At 75.3% G+C, this 13850-nt stretch carries 9 protein-coding genes; 4 read left to right on the forward strand and 5 right to left on the reverse strand.

Annotated elements, in window-relative coordinates:
- Positions 1 to 172: 172 nt before the first annotated feature.
- From IE225_RS20330 to IE225_RS20340, 3 genes are all read right to left on the reverse strand, one after another.
- Positions 173 to 1744, reverse strand: a complete 1572-nt coding sequence (locus IE225_RS20330; protein WP_190059008.1) for a DUF5719 family protein — start codon at positions 1742 to 1744, stop codon at positions 173 to 175.
- Positions 1741 to 5499: a glycosyltransferase family 2 protein gene (locus IE225_RS20335; RefSeq protein ID WP_190059009.1), complete on the reverse strand. Its 3759-nt coding sequence runs from the start codon at positions 5497 to 5499 to the stop codon at positions 1741 to 1743. Before IE225_RS20335 ends, IE225_RS20330 begins: the two co-directional genes overlap by 4 nt.
- A 210-nt stretch (positions 5500 to 5709) precedes the next feature.
- Positions 5710 to 5973, reverse strand: a complete 264-nt coding sequence (locus IE225_RS20340; protein ID WP_190059010.1) for a WhiB family transcriptional regulator — start codon at positions 5971 to 5973, stop codon at positions 5710 to 5712.
- A gap of 699 nt (positions 5974 to 6672) precedes the next feature.
- Here IE225_RS20340 and IE225_RS20345 point away from each other — a divergent pair.
- The 4 genes from IE225_RS20345 to IE225_RS20360 all read left to right on the forward strand — a co-directional run bounded on the left by IE225_RS20345 (position 6673) and on the right by IE225_RS20360 (position 10796).
- Positions 6673 to 7182, forward strand: a complete 510-nt coding sequence (locus IE225_RS20345; RefSeq protein ID WP_190059011.1) for a cysteine dioxygenase — start codon at positions 6673 to 6675, stop codon at positions 7180 to 7182.
- Positions 7183 to 7238: 56 nt separating this feature from the next.
- Entirely contained in the window at positions 7239 to 8198 is a 960-nt protein-coding gene (gene cofD, locus IE225_RS20350; RefSeq protein WP_190059012.1) for a 2-phospho-L-lactate transferase, read from the forward strand.
- Positions 8195 to 9535 carry a coenzyme F420-0:L-glutamate ligase gene (locus IE225_RS20355; protein ID WP_190059013.1) on the forward strand — a complete coding sequence of 447 codons (1341 nt, stop codon included), beginning with the start codon at positions 8195 to 8197 and terminating at the stop codon, positions 9533 to 9535. The genes cofD and IE225_RS20355 overlap by 4 nt, the downstream gene beginning before the upstream one ends.
- Before the next feature lie 268 nt (positions 9536 to 9803).
- Entirely contained in the window at positions 9804 to 10796 is a 993-nt protein-coding gene (locus IE225_RS20360) for a DNA-3-methyladenine glycosylase family protein (RefSeq protein ID WP_190059014.1), read from the forward strand.
- 109 nt (positions 10797 to 10905) lie between these two features.
- Here the strand turns inward: IE225_RS20360 and manB are convergent, their stop codons facing one another.
- Entirely contained in the window at positions 10906 to 11988 is a 1083-nt protein-coding gene (gene manB, locus IE225_RS20365) for a mannose-1-phosphate guanylyltransferase (RefSeq protein WP_190059015.1), read from the reverse strand.
- Between the two features lie 216 nt (positions 11989 to 12204).
- Positions 12205 to 13842: a peptidoglycan recognition protein family protein gene (locus tag IE225_RS20370; protein ID WP_229879825.1), complete on the reverse strand. Its 1638-nt coding sequence runs from the start codon at positions 13840 to 13842 to the stop codon at positions 12205 to 12207.
- Positions 13843 to 13850: the final 8 nt, after the last annotated feature.

Here is a 13850-nt window from a genome sequence, read left to right on the forward strand (position 1 = left end):
GCGTATCGGGACCGACCCACGTACGTTGCCCCACGCACGCCGGGACCGACCCACGCACGCCGGGACCGACCCACGCACGTCGGGACCGCCCCAAGCACGCCGGGTCGGCCCGTGCACACCGGGACCGGCCCCGCGCCCCAGCGACCGCCGGCCCCGGCGACCGCCACCACCGCTACCTCTGCAGCACCGACAGATCCTCCTCGGCCTTGGGCACCGTCACCGTCCCCCGGTCGTCCGGGAGCGTCTGGACGGTGAACGCGGGCACGCCGCCCTCGGTGACGGCGAGGGTACGGGCGGCGTAGACGGGGACGCCGGAGAGGTGCTCGACGGTGAGGGCGTAGGTGCCTTTCAGACCGGCCGGGACGGGCGGGGTGAGGTCCTCGGTCGTGCCGGCCTTGATCGTGTACGTCTTCGACACCGGCGTGCCGCCCTCGCTGCCCGCGGAGGCGGTGACCTTGACGGTGGCGGTTCCTCCCCCGGTGCCCGGGTCCGGGTTCAGGGCGGCGAGGGAGAGGGTGGAGCCCTTGGCGCTGTTGCCGGCGGACGTCGCACGGGTGCCGACGGCGCGGGTGGCGGGGATGAAGGCGGTCTCCTGCTTGCCGGCCTTGCCGCGCACGACGCGCAGGGCGGCGACGACGGGCACGGACCGGTCGGTGGGCGTGAGCACGAGGGAGCCGGCCTCGCCCCGGGTGATGTCGCCGAGGTCGACGGCGGTGGTGGTGCCGCCCTTGACGTGCAGCGTCTCGTGCCCGGCGGGGGTGATCGGGCCGGACGGCGAGGCGAGGCGGACCTTGAGGTCGGCGTCGGCGTCGGCCGGGGTGAAGGCGATGAGGCGGACGGACGTGGCGTCCTTGGGGATGCCCGGCAGCACCAGGCTGCTCGCCGGGTCGGCGGAGGCGGCCAGCCAGTCGCCGCCGAGCCTGTCGTCCAGGGACTGCACGGCGGCGCCGACCCGGCCGCTGCGCGCGCTGACGTGCACGGTGAGGTCGTCCTGCTGCTCGTCGGTGAGGGTGGACAGCAGGATCCGCTCGGCGGCGTGCGGGGCGACGGTGATGCCGTCGCCCAGCGTGGACTTCAGCGCGCCGTCCTTGCCGTAGAGCTTGACGTCGACGACGGCGGCGGAGTCGTCGGGGTTGGTCAGGTGCAGGTAGTCGCTGCGGCCGGCGGCCGTGCCGGCGCCCGGGAACCAGAACTCGGTGTCCGGCGCGGCGCAGGTGACGCCGAGCAGCCCGCGTCCGGTGCCGGCGGCGGTGTCGGTGGTCTCCTGCACGGTCCAGCCGGGCGCGAGCCTCCCGTCGGCGGTGCCGATGAGGGCGGGCGCGTCCCCGCCGGAGGTGTCGTCGGTGACCGGCGTACCGGGCTGCTTCGGCTGGAGGGCGGGCACGGCGGCCGTCCTGCCGCCGCTCTCCCCGCTCCCCTTGCCGTCCTTGCCGTCCTTGCCGGCTCCGGTGTCGCCCGCGCCGCTCCCGCCCGTCTCGGTGCCCGTCTCGGTGGCGGCCCGGAGCCGGGCGGTGCCGCCGCTGCCGGTGCCGCGGGTGACGGGGGTGAACGACGTGTACGAGGTGTCGGCGATGTCGGAGGTGCTGGGGGCCGGGCAGACCAGACTGGTGCGCTCCACGGGCAGGCGGGCCGCGGCCTGCCCGGTGTCGTCGCCGGAGGCCGCCGGGGTGGTCAGCGCGGCGAGGCCGGTCACCGCGGCGAGCGCGGCCGCGGCGGCGAGGACGGACAGGGTGGTGCGGTTCACTGCTGGCTCCCGTCGGGGTGCTCACCGCCGCTGCCGTGGGGGTGCGGCTGCGCCGGGTCGTACGCGGTGTCGTAGCCCTGCTGGTAGGTCTGGTCGTAGGGGGTGGCCTGCGGCGTTCCGCCCCCGTACGCGTACGGGTCGTACTGGCCGCCCTGGTCGTACGGGCCGCCCTGGTAGGGGTCGGCCTGGTACGTCCCGCCATACGGGTCCGCCGGGTGGTAGCCGGCGGGCGCGTCCCGGTACTGCTCCTGGTACTGCCCACCGCCGTAGGGCGCGTACGCGGCGTCCGGGTGGCCGGCCGGGTCGGGCCACTGGTCGTAGGCGGGCTGATGCGGGACGACGGCAGGGGCGGGTTCCGGGTCCCCGGCGGGCTCTGGGCCCCCGGCAGGCTCCGGGTCCCCGGCGGGTGCCTCGGCCTCCGCCTGGGCGCGCAGGCGGCGGGCGCGGCGGCCTTCGCCCGCGACGGCCTGGGCGGGCAGGGGCTGCTGCTCGGGCAGGTCGTCGTCGACGTCGCGGCGCCGGCCGGGCAGGGCCAGGACGACGAGGACGACGGCGAGCGCGCCCTGGAGCCACAGCCAGGCGGTGTGGCCGACGGGGTCGTCGTAGGTGACGTCCAGCTTCCCGCCGGAGGCGGGCAGTTCGAAGCCCTGCGCCCACCCGTCGACGGTGGTGGGAGTGAGCGGTCTGCCGTCCAGGGTGGCCGTCCAGCCCTCGGCGGCGGCGTCGGCCAGGCGCAGGACGCGGCCGGTGCCGCCGGCGGGGACGGTGGTGTGGATGTCGACGGGGCCGGCGGCGACGGGCCGGGGCCGGCCGCCCTTGGTGACGATGGCGGCGCGGGAGACCTCGCGTTCCACGCGCCACAGGGCGGTGCCGTCCTGCTGGCTGAGCCGGGTCAGGCCGGGCGTGGCGTCCAGGACGCGGCTGATCTCGCGGGGGGCGCCCTTGTGGAGGAGGACGTAGCGCACGGCGAAGCCGCCGAGCTGCGCGGCCTGGTCGGCGCCGGAGCCGGCCACCAGGTGGGCGACGACCTGGTCGAGCCGGGTGTTGTCGCCGCTCGCGGCGGCGAGTTCGGCGTCGCCCATGCGGGTGCCGGAGCCGCGGACGAGCATGTAGTCGACGCGGGCGGTGGATTCGCCGTCCAGGACGAGGGTGCGGGCCCGGTCGCGGGTGCTGCTGTCCTCGGCGACGAACGCGGGCACCTGGGCCGGGTCGCGCCGCTCCAGCGGTCCGTCGGCGCCGCGGATCATCCAGCCGGCGGCGGCGAGCAGCGGGCCGGCGGCGCAGGCGAGGGCGATCAGCGCGGCGACGGGCTGGCGCCAGCCGAAGCTCTGCTCGGCCACGCGCGCGCGTGCCCCGTCGGCGCCGAGGACGGCGGCGGCCAGCAGGGCGAGGCCGTAGACGAGGGTGGCGGGGCCGGCCCAGGCGGAGCGGTTGGCCAGGACCGCGAAGACGTAGCCGACCAGGGTGATCACCCAGGCCGTGCGGATGGCCGTGCGGCGTTCGGAACGCAGTAGGGCGGCGAGCGCGGCCAGGACGATGCCGATGAGCGTCAGCCCGTGCACCGTGCCGGGGCCGCCCGGGCCGGCGCCGAGCAGGTCGAGGGCGGAGGCGGGCGGCGTGCGCAGGTCGAGCCCGGCCTCGGTGAAGAAGCCGAACGGCAGCAGCGTCAGCGACCAGGGCGCGAGCACCAGCAGCGGCGTGCCCACCTGGGCCAGCAGGCGCAGCCCGTGCGCGGCGAGGTCGCGGCGGCGCACGGCGAGCAGGGCGAGGCCGAGGACCAGCGCGACGGGCCACACGATGGGCGTGAACGCGGTGGTGACGGTCAGCAGCAGCGCGTACGCCCAGGTGGCCCGCCAACTGCCGGGGTTTCCGGAGGGGCCGGCCAGGCCGCTCGCCGCCACGCCCGCGCGTGCCAGCAGCGGCAGCAGCACAGCCAGGACGGCGGTGCCGATCCGGCCGCCGGCCAGCGCGCCGGTGACGGCGGGCAGGAAGGCGTAGCCGACGGCCGCCCACGCGCGCAGCAGCCGCGAGGGGACGAGCGGGCGGGAGGCGAAGTAGGCGGTGCAGCCGGCCAGCGGCACCGAGAACACCAGCAGCAGCGTGACGGCGAGTCCGGTGGAGCCGAACAGCAGGGAGGCCAGCAGCGCGACCAGCGCCAGGTACGGCGGCGCGGACGCGGTGCCGCCGGCGCCCACCGGGTGCCAGGCGTCCAGGTAGCGCGCCCACAGGTCGCCGGAGCCGGCCGGGGCGGGCAGCAGGGCGCCGCCGGCGAGGGCGCCGCCGGCGAGCAGGCCGCGGCAGGCGACGAGGGAGATCGCCAGCAGCGTCAGGAAGAGCACCGGGCCGGGTTTGCGGGCGATGCGCTTGAGGCGGGCGAACTGCTCGATCTCCAGGAAGTCGGCGTCGTCGCCGCCGGGTCCGGACTCCAGGGCGCCGCCGTGCCGTCCGGCGGAGGACACCTCGGGGTCGGAGCGGCCGACGAGGTTGCCCGCGACCTGCTCGACGGTGGCGCGCACGGTGGCGCCGGGCGGCGGGAACAGCGGCCGCAGCTCGGCCCGTTCGACCTGAGGGCGGCCGCGGCGGCGCCGTCCGGCGACGATCCGCCCGGGCCGCAGCAGCACGGCCAGCAGGCCGCTGATCTCGTCGAGGGCCTGTCCGGGCACCTTGCCCACGAGGTAGGCGACGGTCCGCAGCAGCGTGCCGAGCACGACCCGCAGCAGCACCCAGGGCAGCGCGGCGGTACGGGTGTTGACGAGGAGGGTGTAGACGGCGCCGGCCTTGTCCACCTTGTGCGGGGAGGCGGAGGTGCGGCCCGCGCAGTCGACGGTGCGCCGCTCGCGGGAGGCGGCCTCGGCATGCCGTACGACGGCCTCGGGGGCGACGAGGACGCGGTGGCCGGCCGCCTGGGCGCGCCAGCACAGGTCGACGTCGTCGCGCATGAGGGGCAGGTGCCGGTCGAATCCGCCGAGTTGGTCGAAGACGTCGCGGCGGATCAGCATGCCGGCGGTGGACACCGCCAGCACCGGGCGGACGTGGTCGTGCTGCCCCTGGTCCTGCTCGCGGCGTTCCAGACCGGTCCAGCGGCGGCCGGAGTTGGCGATGGTGACGCCGACTTCCAGCAGTTGCCGCCGGTCGTACCAGCCGCGCAGTTTGGGGCCGACGACGGCGACCTCGCGGCCCATCTCGTGCTCGTGCTCGACCACGCGCAGCAGTTCGGCGAGGGCGCCGGGCTCGGGGGCGCAGTCGTCGTGCAGCAGCCACAGCCACTGCACCGGCTCCCCGTAGGGGAGTTCGGGCAGGTCGTAGGCGTCGTCGCGCCAGGTGCGGGTGACGGGGTCCCAGCCGCTGGGCCGCTTCAGGTACGGCAGTTCGTCCGGGGTGAGGACGGGCGCGATGCGGCCGGCCTCGTCGACGGCCTGGCCGAAGCCGGTGCGCCGGGCCAGGTGCAGGACGCGGTCGGGGCCGAGGGCGTCGGTGAGCAACTGGGCGGAGTCGTCCGCGCTGCCGGTGTCGGCGGCCACGGCGTACTGCACGGGGCGCTCCTGGCCGAGCAGCCCGGCGAGCGCGTCGGGCAGCCAGCGGGCGCCGTCGTGGGCGACGAGCACCGCGGTGACGACGTGGCGCGGGAACTCGGGCGGGCGGGTCGGGTCGGACACCGCTGGGCGGGTCGGGTCGGACGCCGACGAACGGGAGGGGTCGGACACCGCTGTCGCGGCGGCGTCGTGATGGCCTGCCGTATGGCTGTGCACGGACATCGAGGTACGGGCCCCGGTTCGGTGGACTGCGGTTGGACGCCCGTGGCTCGTGGGGGCCGCGGGACGTCTCGGACGAGCGACCACACTATCGGCTGGCCACGACGGCGGCCCGCCGCCTGTGGACAACCCCGGGCGACGGGCTGTTGGTGAACGCCGTGCGGGTGAGCGCCGTACTGAAGGCCGATGAGAAACGAAGAGCCGGACGGCGGTTCAGACGGCGGCCTTCTTCAGGCGACGGCGCTCCCGCTCGGACAGGCCGCCCCAGATGCCGAAGCGCTCGTCGTTGGCGAGGGCGTACTCCAGGCACTCGGAGCGCACCTCGCAGGCGAGGCAGACCTTCTTGGCCTCGCGGGTCGAGCCGCCCTTCTCCGGGAAGAAGGACTCCGGGTCGGTCTGGGCGCACAGCGCGCGCTCCTGCCAGCCGAGTTCCTCGTCCGCGTCGTCGACCAGCAGTTGCTGCAGCAGCTCGGTCATGTGCGCCCCTCGTCTGTCTTTCCGCGTCCCCGTGATGCAGCCGTTACCGATACCGGCTGAACGACACGAGTGAAATTACAAGTGTGGTGCTCCGGGCGAGTCAAGCCGAGATCTGCTATTGGGCCCCTTATTCACTCTGCGGAACCAAGGCCATGCGGAAAGTGTGCTAATCGGCATAAACCCTGACACGCAGACGAGGCCCGGGAGGGAGTCCGCCCCCGCGCAGCGCCTGCGCCGAGCCTGCACCGAGGAGGACGCCCCGGACTTCGATCCCGTTCCGACCCGCAGGCCGAAGCGAACCGGATCACAGTCGGATCACGGGATCGCAACGACGCTTGCGTACCCGGTTGAGCCCCCGTGTGTCCCGGTCGAGGCGAGAACAAACCTTTCAGCCGGCAGATGAACCGGATGAGGTGAACCACATCCCACATACCGGGCGCCAAGTTGACAGAGAGGGTGTGAACCGATTGCCTTGTGGGCATGCTCGCGAACTCGGCACTCACCCCGACCCGCACCGCCGGGTCCCTCGGTGCCGCCCGCGCTCGCTGTAGCTGTCGCTGTTCCGGCTGTTGAGCCCCACCCCGCTCCGGCCGACCCTTCCGCCCTTCTGAGCCTCATCCGGGCATCCCTCAGGGCACCCGCACACCCTCTGCCTTCTTCATCCGCCTCCCCGACGTCTCCGCCGAGGAACCACCCCCCATGAACAGCGACAGCGACCTCCAGATCGCCGGCGACATCCTCGAAGTCCCCCACCTGCTGCAGAAGCCGCGCCCGCACCCGGCCACCGTCGCCGAGTTCGTCGGGCTGGCCCGCTCCCTCGCCGCCGACCGCGCCCAGTGGGCCCGCCTGGTGCGCTACGACGCCACCACCCGCTGGTACCACCGGCTGCGCACCGGCCCCGGCTACGAGGTGTGGCTGCTGTCCTGGCTGCCCGGCCAGGGCACCGGGCTGCACGACCACGGCCGCTCCTCCGGCGTCCTGACGGTGCTCGAGGGCACCCTCACCGAGCGGACCGGGCGGGGCACGCGCGCGCTGCGCGCGGGAGCGCAGCGCGTCTTCGCCCCCGGGTACGTCCACGAGGTCGTCAACGACACGCTGGAGCCCGCCGTCAGCCTGCACGTGTACTTCCCCGGCCTGACCGAGATGCCGATGCACGACGGACACACGGCGCACACGGCGCACGCGGCCCACTGCGCGACCGCCACCTGACGAACGCCCGCCGGATCCCGCGCCGCGCTGTCGGTCCCGCCTGCAAGACTTGCTCCATGCGGATTGTGGTTCTGGCAGGCGGCATCGGTGGTGCCCGCTTCCTGCGCGGCCTGAAGCGGGCGGCACCGGACGCGGACGTCACGGTCATCGGCAACACCGGCGACGACATCCACCTCTTCGGGCTGAAGGTCTGCCCGGACCTCGACACGGTGATGTACACCCTCGGCGGCGGCATCAACGAGGAGCAGGGCTGGGGTCGGGCCGACGAGACCTTCCACGTCAAGGAGGAGCTGACCGCGTACGGCGCCGGGCCGTCGTGGTTCGGGCTGGGCGACCGGGACTTCGCCACGCACATCGTGCGCACCCAGATGATCCAGGCCGGCTACCCGCTGAGCGCGGTCACCGAGGCGCTGTGCGACCGGTGGAAGCCGGGCGTGCGGCTCATCCCGATGACCGACGACCGGGTCGAGACGCACGTGGCCGTCACCCTCGACGGAGAGCGCAAGGCGATCCACTTCCAGGAGTACTGGGTGCGGCTGCGCGCCTCCGTGCCCGCCGAGGCGATCGTGCCGGTCGGCGCGGAGCAGGCCAAGCCCGCGCCGGGCGTCCTGGAGGCCATCGCCGAGGCGGACGTCGTGCTCTTCCCGCCGTCCAACCCGGTCGTCTCCATCGGCACCATCCTCGCCGTGCCCGGCATCCGGGAGGCCATCGCGGACGCCGACGTGCCGGTCGTGGGCCTGTCCCCCATCGTCGGGGGCGCGCCGGTGCGCGGCATGGCGGACAAGGTGCTCGCCGCGGTCGGCGTGGAGGCCACCGCCGCCGCGGTGGCCGAGCACTACGGTTCGGGGCTGCTGGACGGCTGGCTCGTCGACACCGTCGACGCCGACGCGGTCGAGCGGGTCGAGGCCGCGGGCATCCGCTGCCGGGCGGTGCCGTTGATGATGACCGACGCCGAGGCGGCCGCGGCCATGGCGCGGGAGGCGCTGGCGCTGGCCGAGGAGGTGCGCGAGGCGTGAGCGGGACGGCTCCGCAGTACCGGGAGGAGTACCGGGAGGAGCACCGGGAGTACCGGGTCTGGGCGGTGGCCGGGCTGCCGGAGGTGCAGCCGGGTGACGACCTCGCCAAGCTGATCGCCGCGGCCGAGCCCGGCCTCGCCGACGGGGACGTCCTCCTCGTCACCTCCAAGATCGTCTCCAAGGCGGAGGGCCGGATCGTCGCGGCGGCCGACCGGGAGGCCGCGATCGACGCCGAGACCGTCCGGGTGGTGGCCCGGCGCGGGCCGCTGCGGATCGTGGAGAACCGGCAGGGCCTGGTCATGGCGGCCGCCGGCGTCGACGCCTCCAACACGCCCGCCGGCACCGTCCTGCTCCTCCCCGAGGACCCCGACGCCTCCGCGCGGACCCTGCGCGAGGGGCTGCGCGAGGCCCTCGGCGTCGACGTCGGCGTCCTCGTCACCGACACCTTCGGGCGCCCCTGGCGCGCGGGGCTCACGGACGTCGCGATCGGCGCGGCCGGGGTGCGCGTCCTGGACGACCTGCGCGGCGGCACCGACGCGCACGGCAACCCGCTCAGCGCCACCGTCGTCGCCACCGCCGACGAACTCGCCGCCGCCGGCGACCTCGTCAAGGGCAAGGCCGCCGGGCTGCCCGTCGCCGTGGTGCGCGGCCTGCGCCACCTCGTGGCCGAGGACGACGGCCCGGGGGCGCGGGCCATGGTGCGCGAGGCGCGCGACGACATGTTCCGGCTCGGCACGTCGGAGGCCGTACGGCTGGCGGTCACCCAGCGGCGCACCGTGCGGGCCTTCACCGACGAGCCCGTCGACCCCGGTGCGGTGCGGCGGGCGGTCGCCGCGGCCGTCACCGCGCCCGCGCCGCACCACACGACGCCGTGGCGCTTCGTGCTGCTGGAGTCCCCCGAGTCGCGCACCCGGCTGCTCGACGCCATGCGCGACGCCTGGATCGCCGACCTGCGGCGGGACGGCAAGAGCGAGGAGTCCATCGCCCGGCGCGTCCGCCGCGGCGACGTCCTGCGCAACGCGCCCTACCTGGTGGTGCCCTGCCTCGTCATGGACGGCGCCCACCACTACGGCGACACGCGGCGCGACGGCGCCGAGCGGGAGATGTTCGTCGTCGCCGCCGGAGCGGGCGTGCAGAACTTCCTGGTCGCGCTCGCCGGGGAGCGGCTGGGCTCGGCGTGGGTGTCGTCGACGATGTTCTGCCGGGACGTGGTGCGCGAGGTCCTCGGCCTGCCCGCCGACTGGGACCCGATGGGTGCGGTCGCGGTCGGTCATCCGGCCGGGGAGCCCCGGCCACGGCCGGAGCGGGACGCGGGGGCGTTCATCGAGGTGCGGTGAAACGGCCCCCGGCCCGGCACCGGGGGGCGCGGCCGGAGACGTGTACGGAGCCGCGGCCGGGACCGTCGTACGAGGGCGCGGCCCGGACCGTCGTACGAGGGCGCGGCCCGGACCGTCGTACGAGGGCGCGGCCGGAGCCGTCGCGTGACCGCGTAGTCTCGTACGGCCGCCCCCGGTCCGGTCCCGGATCCCGGACGAGACGACCGGACGAGACGACCGGACGGGCCGGCAGGACGTACGTCTCCGGCGACTTCGAGGACACCGTCTCGTGGCAGGGCGTTTCGCACCCCGGCCCGCGCGTACGGCGGTACGCGGCGGGTACGCCGGCGTGCCCGCGCAGGTGCGCTCGGGCGGACGGGTGCGCGTCTGGGCGCCCAACGGGCCGCTCGACCTCGGGCTGGTGCTCGCCCCGCTGCGGCGCGGGCCCGCCGACCCGACGTTCCGGGCGCTGCCGGACGGTTCCGTGTGGCGGGCCAGCCTGACGCCGTGCGGGCCGGGAACGCTGCGGGTGCAGCGGTACGACGGCGGGCGGGTGCGCGGCGAGGCGTGGGGGCCGGGGGCCGAGTGGCTGCTGGAGCACCTGCCCGAGCTGTGCGGGGCCGCCGACGATCCGTCCGCGTTCACGCCGCGGCACAAGCTGCTGGCGCTGGTGTGGCGGCGGCGGCCGGGGCTGCGGCTGACCCGGACCGGGCTGGTGCTGGAGTCGCTGATCCCGTCGATCCTGGAGCAGAAGGTGACCACCGCCGAGGCGTACGCGGCGTGGCGGACGCTGGTGCGGAGGTTCGGGGAGCCGGCGCCGGGGCCCGTGCCCGGGCGGATGCACGTCATGCCCGCGCCGCGGACGTGGGCGCTGATCCCGTCGTGGGAGTGGCACCGGGCCGGGGTCGACGACAAGCGGGCGTCGACCGTGCTGCGGGCCGTGCGGGTCGCCGCACGGCTGGAGGAGGCGGTGGGGCTGGCGCCGGAGGCCGCGCGGGCGCGGCTGGAGGTCGTGCCGGGCATCGGGCCGTGGACGTCCGCGGAGGTGGTGCAGCGCAGCCACGGGGCCCCGGACGCGGTGACCGTGGGGGACCTGCATCTGCCGGGGATCGTGGGGTGGGCGCTGGCCGGGAACCGGGACGCCGACGACTCCGTCATGCTGCGGCTGCTCGAACCGTACGCCGGGCAGCGGCACCGGGCGGCGCGGCTGATCCTGCTCAGCGGCAGGGTGCCGCCGCGCCGCGCGCCGCGGAGAGCGCGCGGCGACATCGGGCGGTGGTGAGGACGCCGGGACCGCGCGGATGGCCGTTCCGGGGGGCCGTCCCCACGGCCCGGCCACCGAGTCCCGGCGGTTCCGGGCACCGGGTCCCGCCGACTCCGGCCGCCGGGCTCTACTGGTCCGAGGAGAACCGCACCGCCCCCGCCGGAATCCTCGCGTCGCACCACACCCGCACCCCGTCCCTCAGTTCGTTGTCGGGGCCGATCACCGCGCCGTCGCCGATGACCGTGCCGGTGAGGACGCTGCGCCGGCCGACGCGGGCGTCGGTGCCGATGAGGGAGTCGGTGATGACGGCGTGGGGTTCGATGACGGCGCCGGGGAGGATGGTGCTGCCGAAGACGCGGGCGCCCTCGGCGACGAAGGCGCCCTCGCCGACGACGGTGCCGCCGGTGAGCTTGGCGTCGGGGGCGACGGTGGCCGTGGGCAGGACGAGGCGGTCGCCGCAGCGGCCGGGAACCGCCGGGGAGGGGGCGCGGCCCAGCACCAGGTCGGCGGAGCCGCGGACGAAGGCGGCCGGGGTGCCCAGGTCCAGCCAGTAGGTCGAGTCGACCATGCCCTGCAGGTGGGCGCCCGCCGACAGCAGCTCCGGGAAGGTCTCGCGTTCCACCGAGACCGGACGGCCGGCCGGGATCGTGTCGATGACCGAGCGGCGGAAGACGTAGGCGCCCGCGTTGATCTGGTCGGTGACGATCTCCTCGGGGGTCTGGGGCTTCTCCAGGAAGGCCGTCACGCGGCCCGTCCCGTCCGTGGGGACCAGGCCGTACGCCCGCGGGTCGGCCACCTTCGTCAGGTGCAGGGAGACGTCCGCGCCACTGGAGCGGTGGGTGCGCACGAGGGCCCGGATGTCGAGCCCGGTGAGGATGTCGCCGTTGAAGACGAGGACCGGGTCGTCGGGGGCGGAGTGCAGACGGGCGGCGGCGTTGCGGATGGCGCCGCCGGTGCCCAGGGGCTCCTCCTCGGTGACGTACTCCAGATGCAGGCCGAGGGAGGAACCGTCGCCGAAGTACGGCTCGAACACCTCGGCCAGGTAGGACGTGGCGAGCACGATGTGCTCGACGCCCGCCGCTTTGGCCCGCGCCAGCTGGTGCGTCAGGAATGGCACCCCGGCCGCCCGCACCATCGGCTTGGGCGTGCGCACGGTGAGCGGGCGCAGCCGCGTGCCCTTGCCGCCGACCAGGAGGATCGCTTCTGTCACCTGTCGTCTCTGCTTCCTGCCGGGACCGGCCGAACGTCCTTCGGCCGGCCAGTGTATGCAGACCCTTGTTTGCACACGTTCCGGACGCTGCGCGCCGCTTTTCGGTTGTATCAGTTGCTTGTATCGGTTGGTTGCATTGGTGGTACCGGCCCGGTTGCCCGATGACACCAGCCCGGTTGCCCGGTGGTACCGGCCCGGTTGACTCCGGTTCGCCCGTCAGCGGCCCTGGTAGCGCGCCGCCGCCGTGCGGACGGTGCCGAGTTTGCCGTAGAGCAGCCGTCCGGGACACTCCGTGGCGTATCCGTCGCGATGACCGGAAATCACGTTCAGCCGTACGCTCTTTCCTTTTCGGTACAGGTTGCCACCGCCGGACGTCAGATATGTCTTGCCGCGGGGATTCATCCCGTGCAGGCCGAGCTTCCACGCGGTCAGCCGGGCGATGGCCGTGACCGCCGCGGCCGGCGGCTTGACGGAGGCGAACGAGCCGATGACCGCGATCCCCGTGGTGTTGCTGTTGAACCCGAGGGTGTGGGCGCCCATGACCGGCTTCGCCACGCCGCCGGCCCGGCCCTCGTAGATGTTTCCGCACTTGTCGATCAGGAAGTTGTAGCCGATGTCCCGCCACCCCATGCTCCGGACGTGGTAGCGGTAGATACTGCGGATGACCGACGGGGCTTGCGCGCAGGTGTAGTTGTTGCCCGAGGCGGTGTGGTGCACGAAGGCCGCCTTCACTTTCTTGGTGTAGACGAAGCCCTTCTCGCGCAGGGACTCGTCCGCGCCCCAGCCGCGGCGGGTGACGATGCGCGGCCGCGGGCCGATGTACGGCTGCGCGCGCTGCGCCGGCGTCAGTTCGTCGCCCCTGAGGGCCAGCAGCTCGCGCTCGGTCGCCTTCCGGCCGAGCGCGGGGATGACGGTGGCGCCGAGCGGGGCGAGGGCGGTGTTGGCGGCGGACGCGGCGACGGTCCCGGTGGTCATCGTGCCGGTGTGCGGGGCCTCCGGGCCGGCGGCGCTGTCGGTGGCGTCGGTGGCGGGTTCGTCGCCCGGGTCGACGAGTTCCAGGCTCAGCCCGGAGGGCAGGACGGCCGTGTCGTCGCCCCCGTCGCCGTCCTCCTCCCCCTCGTCTCCGTCGTCCCCGTCGCGCGCGAGCCGCCCCGCGGCGGCGGCCGCGGTGCCGTACGGCCGCTCCCCGTACCTCCCGGCGTCCGGCCACGGCGCCCGCCGCGCCGTCCCCCGCACCCCCTTCCCCGCCGTCTCCCCCGTCGTCTCCCCCGCCGTCTCCCCCGCCGCCTCTCCCACCGTCTCCGCGGCCCGCGCGTCCGCCTGCACGCGCACCTCCACGCCGTCCGAGTCCCCGACCCACAGCGGGGCCGTGGCGCCGCGCACGCGGTGCGAGGCGCGTTCGGCGGTGCCGGGGTCGGCGGCGTGGTCGAAGCTGTGCGTCTCGACGTCCTGCCAGGCGGACCAGGCGCCGGTGGCGGTGGCGCGGGTGCGGACCCGGACGCGTCCGCGCAGTGCGCTGTCCGGGTCGTCCCAGACGACGCCGAGCAGGGAGAAGCGGTGGACGTTCCGGCGGTACAGGCCCGCCGCGGGGGCGGAGCCGGCCGCCCCCCGGCTGCGGGCGAGGGGCGTCAGGGGCAGGGACTGGGTGCTGCCGGGAACGACGGCCGCCTCGGCAGCCGCCGCGGGTCTCGCTACCGCCGCGGGTCTAGCGGCCGGGGCGGACCGGGCGGTCGCCGGGGCCGCGGGCAGGGCGAACGGGAGGGCGAGGGCCGCCGCGCAGGTGACGCCGAGCGAGGTGACGGCCCGGGCCGGGCCGACGGCCGGGGAGGACGAGGAAGCAAGGAATCCGCGCATGCCCCTCA

Origin of the sequence: Streptomyces echinoruber, assembly GCF_014651135.1 — a bacterium.
Taxonomy (GTDB): domain Bacteria; phylum Actinomycetota; class Actinomycetes; order Streptomycetales; family Streptomycetaceae; genus Streptomyces; species Streptomyces echinoruber.

What these genes read in the sequence shown, in the direction of transcription:
- IE225_RS20335 (WP_190059009.1), bottom strand. Translation starts at nt 5,499, where the DNA reads ATGTCCGTGCACAGCCATACGGCAGGCCATCACGACGCCGCCGCGACA.
- IE225_RS20340 (WP_190059010.1), bottom strand. Translation starts at nt 5,973, where the DNA reads ATGACCGAGCTGCTGCAGCAACTGCTGGTCGACGACGCGGACGAGGAA.
- IE225_RS20345 (WP_190059011.1), top strand. Translation starts at nt 6,673, where the DNA reads ATGAACAGCGACAGCGACCTCCAGATCGCCGGCGACATCCTCGAAGTC.
- cofD (WP_190059012.1), top strand. Translation starts at nt 7,239, where the DNA reads ATGCGGATTGTGGTTCTGGCAGGCGGCATCGGTGGTGCCCGCTTCCTG.
- IE225_RS20370 (WP_229879825.1), bottom strand. Translation starts at nt 13,842, where the DNA reads ATGCGCGGATTCCTTGCTTCCTCGTCCTCCCCGGCCGTCGGCCCGGCC.